General features: G+C 65.0%; 2 protein-coding genes and 1 pseudogene. 1 reads left to right on the plus strand and 2 read right to left on the minus strand.

The window, feature by feature from the left end:
* Both RMP10_RS19990 and RMP10_RS19995 read right to left on the minus strand, forming a co-directional pair.
* Window positions 1-1466, minus strand: a 1466-nt coding sequence (locus RMP10_RS19990) for a protein kinase (RefSeq protein WP_310571852.1), incomplete at its 3' end; no start/stop codon positions are given.
* Window positions 1463-2659, minus strand: a complete 1197-nt coding sequence (locus tag RMP10_RS19995; RefSeq protein ID WP_310571853.1) for an ATP-binding protein — start codon at window positions 2657-2659, stop codon at window positions 1463-1465. The genes RMP10_RS19990 and RMP10_RS19995, both read right to left, overlap by 4 nt.
* 211 nt (window positions 2660-2870) lie before the next feature.
* Here RMP10_RS19995 and RMP10_RS20000 point away from each other — a divergent pair.
* Window positions 2871-3427 (plus strand): annotated as a pseudogene (locus tag RMP10_RS20000) (hypothetical protein); the annotation flags it as partial.

Here is a 3427-nt window from a genome sequence, read left to right on the forward strand (position 1 = left end):
AGCCACTGGCCCCACACGCAGCGCGTACCCGAAATCTTTCGATCCTCGGTCACGCCCAGTTCCGGATCGAGCCACCTCACTCGGTAGCCATCGCCCGAGAGGACGAAGAGACGCGTATTGGAGATCCATTCCAGCGTGGAAGGAGGCGCAGCTTCCAGCAGTGGGCGAGGCTCGCCGCCACCGATGGGCAGGATCATGGTGTGCGTCCTGGTCGCGAAGGCGAGGCGCTGCCCGTCGGGGGAAATGCGCGGACTGCGGCCACCCGACGTGCCGGTGATCGGCACCGCAGACGCGTCGATGAGACTGCGGCGCCAGAGCATCGTGGAGTCGCCGCGCTGCACGGCATACACCACGAAATCGCCGCGAGGCGAGACCGACAGTTGCCGACTCGACGAACCAAAGCCGGTGGCGATCGTGCCCGCCACGCGCGCCATCGGCGCACTGTCCGGAAGCGCCGCATCGAAGATCGCGGCCGAGGCTGCGATGGGCGCCCGCGTAAGCGCCCATGCAGCCACCACCAGCGATGCGACGGTCGTGAACGCGAGTGCGGCCGCGATCACTCGCAGTCTCCGGCTGCGATCGGTTGGAGCCTGTACCGACAGTGAGTCTACCGCGTTGCGGTCCACCGCCATCGTGTTCGCGGTGAGGGCCGCGACGAATTCCGCCGTGCTGGCATAGCGATCGGCCGGCAGCTTGCTCAGTGCGCGGAGCACCGCCTGCTCCGCCCCGAACGGCACCGTATCGCGCACCGTGCGGATCGCCTGCGGCTTTTCGGTGAGTACGCGCGCCACGATGGCCTGCACGCTGGAGCCGGTGAACGGCGCGTCGCCGGTGAGCATTTCGTACGTCACCGCGCCGAGCGCGTAGATATCCGCGCGCGCATCTATGGTGCGTTCGCCCATGGCCTGTTCGGGGCTCATGTACTGCGGTGTGCCGAGACTGAGGCCCGTTTGGGTCATGCGCTGACCGCCGGCAGCTTGCACAGCGAGGGCGATGCCGAAGTCGGCGACCGTGGCGTGCCCGTTCTGCAGCAGGATGTTCTCGGGCTTCACATCGCGGTGAACGATGCCGAGGGCGTGCGCCGCGCCGAGGGCGTCGGCCACTTCGCGCGCGATGCGCAGCGCGTCGTCGATCGGCAATTGCCGCTCACGCTCGAGGCGCGCGCGTAGTGTTTCGCCCGCGACGAACGGCATGACGTAATACAGCAATCCGTCCGCGTCGCCTGAGTCGAGCAGCGGGAGAATATGCGGATGTTGCAACCGCGCCGTCGTGCGAATTTCAGTTAAGAACCGGTCGCCGCCGAGTGCCGCACCCAAATCGGGGTGCAACACCTTGATCGCGACATCGCGGTCGTGTTTGATATCGTGCGCGAGATACACGGTGGCCATGCCGCCGGCGCCAAGTTCGCGCTCAACGCGATAGCGGTCGGCGAGTGCGGCGGTGAGACGCGACAGTCGATCACTCATGTGCGCACTCCCCCCGAGGGCGCGAGCAGCGAATCCACCTCACGCCACGGCACCAGCTGCGTGGCCCCGCGTGTCTGTCGTGACGTTCCTCCGTAGATCACCCGCGTTTCGATGGCAAGCGTTCGTGCGCTCTGACGAGCGCCGGCTGCCAAGCGATCAACGGATTGTGTAAAGTCGCTGGCGATCGTCGCTCCCGATTTCGCTTCGACAAAGGTGACGATGTTCGCCTCGCTCGCGATCAGATCCACCTCGAGGCCCGCGACATCGCGATAGTGGAAAAGATCGCGCCGAATGCCGAGATGCGCACTCTGCTTCATTAGCTCCGACGCCACCCAACTCTCGAACAGCGCGCCGCGCAGGGGGTGCGTGCGCAGCTGCCCGGGCTCGCGAATGCCGAGCAGATAGGACGCCACTCCCGTGTCGACGAAGTGCAGCTTAGCGGACTTCACGACTTGCTTGCGAAACGTCGGATGCCAGCCTGGCAACCGGAACACGAGATAGCTGGCCTCGAGTACCGAGAGCCACGCTTTGGCGGTGTTGTGTGAGATGCCGGCGTCGGCGCCAAGGCGAGAGAGATGCGTTTCACCGGCCGTGCTTCCGGCGCACAGCTGCAGAAAGTTGGTAAAGGCGCGCAGGTCGCCGACGTTGAGGAGCTGGCGGACATCGCGTTGCACGTAGGTCGCCACGTAGTCGGCCAGCCACTGATGCGGCGGAATCTGCCGATCGTAAATTCGCGGATACGCACCGGTCCAGAGCGCCTCGAACAAATCGCTCGGCGATGTCGGGAATCGCTGCAACTCCGCCCAGCTGGGCGGAAAGAGTTCCAGCAATCCGGTGCGACCGGCGAGCGACTGGGTGACCGACGCCGTCAGCGCGAGTTGTTGTGAGCCGGTGAGAATGAAGCGTCCCGGCGCGGGGTTCGCGTCCACATCGGACTGGAGGTAGCTGAACAGCTCCGGCACACGCTGCACTTCGTCGATGATGGCGCCATTGGGGAGCGACGCGAGGAAGCCATGCGGGTCGGACAGCGCGAACTCCCGCACATCGAGCGGCTCGAGGCTCACGTATTGGAGCGACGGAAAGGTGGAGCGGCACAGCGTCGTTTTTCCCGACTGGCGGGGGCCAGTGACACTCACCACGGGGTAATACCGGGCAAGTTCGGTGAGTCGACTGGCCGCGTCGCGGACGATCATCTATTGAGTGTACGCCGGGTCGATTATTTTGTCAATTGAATTGCCAATTTGTGTTTCAGATTCGTAAGTCAATGAAAATTAGCATGTTAGTAGACCACGACGCACGCCAGTTCGTTGCGTTCGCTGCGACCCGCTAAATTGCCGCGCCCAACGAAGGGTTAGCCGAGCCACACGCGACCCTTTTTCATCGATTCATCCGTTTCACTAGCCCATGCCGGACTGTATTCGCTCGCTCGCCCTCGGCACTCTTGCCGTCGTTCTCGCCGCCTGCTCCCGTGACACCGCCAAGGTCGATACCGGGACCACAGACACCGGCAAGGGAGCCACTGCTACCGCCGGCGCTGGCAACTCGACGGCCGTGCGTCCGTCCGCCGATTCCCAGAGCGCTTCCGTGCCGGCGCTTGCGCCCGCGCCCACCGACAGCGCGGCCGCCGCACTCGCGCAAGCCGGCTCCTCCGCTGCCGACACGGGCAAGAAGATCGTCGGCACGCTGCAGCCAGGACGCTCCAAGCAGGACCAGGAGACGTTCAACGCCGCCATTCGCATGGGCGAGCGGGCGCTTGCGACGTGGCCCAAAAGTCCCAGCGCAAGTTCGGGTGCGCTTCTGCCGGGGAACCGCATCATCGCCTACTACGGCAACCCGCACTCGAAGAAGATGGGCGTGATCGGGGAGTATCCGGAACAGGAGATGCTCGGGATGCTCGACCGAACGGTCGCGGAGTGGAAGGCGGCCGATCCGGCGACGCCTATCGTGCCGGCGATTCACCT

The organism is Gemmatimonas sp., from assembly GCF_031426495.1.
Taxonomy (GTDB): domain Bacteria; phylum Gemmatimonadota; class Gemmatimonadetes; order Gemmatimonadales; family Gemmatimonadaceae; genus Gemmatimonas.

Bases quoted from the DNA above. Each gene is read 5' to 3' on its own strand.
- RMP10_RS19995 (WP_310571853.1), bottom strand. From the start codon at position 2,659: ATGATCGTCCGCGACGCGGCCAGTCGACTCACCGAACTTGCCCGGTAT.